This is a genomic window from Bradyrhizobium sp. (assembly GCF_049581145.1).
In the GTDB taxonomy this organism is placed as follows: Bacteria; Pseudomonadota; Alphaproteobacteria; order Rhizobiales; family Xanthobacteraceae; genus Bradyrhizobium.
Window position 1 is genome coordinate 1 of record NZ_JBAURI010000038.1, and the last position, 1579, is coordinate 1579.

Below are 1579 nucleotides of genomic sequence, written 5' to 3' on the forward strand. Positions count from 1 at the left end.
GTGCTGACGGGCGCCCGCATCGAGCCGTCGGCGTTTCGCCAGGCGGCGGATGCCGCGCTGGGCGACGCAAAGCCCTCCGGCGACAATGCCTTCAAGATCGAGCTCGCGCGACGCATCATCGTGCGCGCGCTGACCTTGGCGGCGGCTGGGACGCCGGCGCGCGTCCCCGCCCTGCCCGCCTCGCCCTTCTCGTCCGCCGCCGGAGTTCATCATGCCGCCTGAGATCAACCTGACCCGCGATCCCGCCCATCTCCGGCATGGCTCGAGCATCGGCCAGCCGCTGACCCGCCGCGACGGCATCCTGAAGGTGACCGGCGCCGCGCGCTACGCGGCGGATAATCACCCGCCCCAAATGCTGTACGCCGTGATGGCGGTGAGCCATATCGCGCGCGGCCGCGTTGCCGCACTCGATGTCGCCGCCGCGAAGAGTCATCCTGGCGTCGTCGAGGTGATGACGCCAGCCAACCGGCCGCCGCTCGCCGAGGACCCGGACGCCAAGACCAATCCGTTCATGTTCCGGATGGAGCTCTTGCAGAACGACCGGGTGCGTTATGCGAACCAGCCGATCGCGGTGGTGATCGCCGAGACGCTGGAAGCCGCGACCGAAGGCGCGCGGCTGCTGTCGCCGCGCTACGAGGTCGAAGCTGCACGCGTCGGCCTCGATGCCGGCGAAAGCTATCTGCCGCCCGCTGTCGGCATCGGCAATCCCGCCGAGGTGCGGCATGGCGATGTCGAAGGCGCGCTCGCAAAGGCAGCGCACCGGATCGACGCCACCTACGAGACGCCGGCGCAATACCATAACGCGATGGAGCCGCACGCGATCGTCGCCTCATGGGACGGCGATGCCCTCTCCATCGACACGCCGAGCCAGGGCCTCGCCATGGCGCAGGGCCGGATCGCGGGCCTGTTCGGCATCGCGCCCGGCAGGATCCATATCCGCAGCCCGTATCTTGGCGGCGGCTTCGGCTCGAAGGGGCTGGTCTCCGGACCGCAGGTCCTCGGCATCCTGGCGGCGCGGCTGGTCGGCCGTCCGGTCAAGCTCGTGTTGCGCCGTGAGCAGATGTACGGGCCGGTGGGCCATCGTTCACCCAGCCGGCAGCGACTGCGGATGGGCACCGCCGCAGACGGCAGGCTGGTTGCGATCGATCATCATGCCAGGATCGCGACCTCGAGCTTCGACGATTTCTACGAGCCCGCGGCCGACGCTTCGCATACGCTCTACGCCAGTGCCGCGATCAAGACCTCGCACGAGGCGGTGCGGCTCGACACCGGGACGCCATTGTTCATGCGCGCGCCCGGCGAAGCGACCGGGTCGATCGCACTGGAAAGCGCGATCGACGAAATGGCGCATGTCAATGGCATCGATCCGCTCGCCTTCCGCCTTAAGAACTATGCCGAGGCGGAGCCGATCTCGGGCAAGCCGTTCTCGTCGAAGGCGCTGCGCGAGTGCTACGCGCAAGGCGCGGCCCGCTTCGGCTGGTCGAAGCGCCCGCTCGTGCCGCGCCAGATGCGCGACGATGACGGCTTCCTGGTCGGCTGGGGCATGGGCACCGCGACCTTCCCGGCGCTGATGTTCGCG

At 69.3% G+C, this 1579-nt stretch carries 1 protein-coding gene and 1 pseudogene; both read left to right on the forward strand.

Annotated features, from left to right (window positions below):
* Nucleotides 1–222: pseudogene (locus tag WCB02_RS01210) on the forward strand (FAD binding domain-containing protein); the annotation flags it as partial.
* The coding region (locus WCB02_RS01215) for a xanthine dehydrogenase family protein molybdopterin-binding subunit (protein WP_423955450.1) at nucleotides 212–1579 on the forward strand (1368 nt) is incomplete at its 3' end. The pseudogene WCB02_RS01210 and the gene WCB02_RS01215, both read left to right, overlap by 11 nt.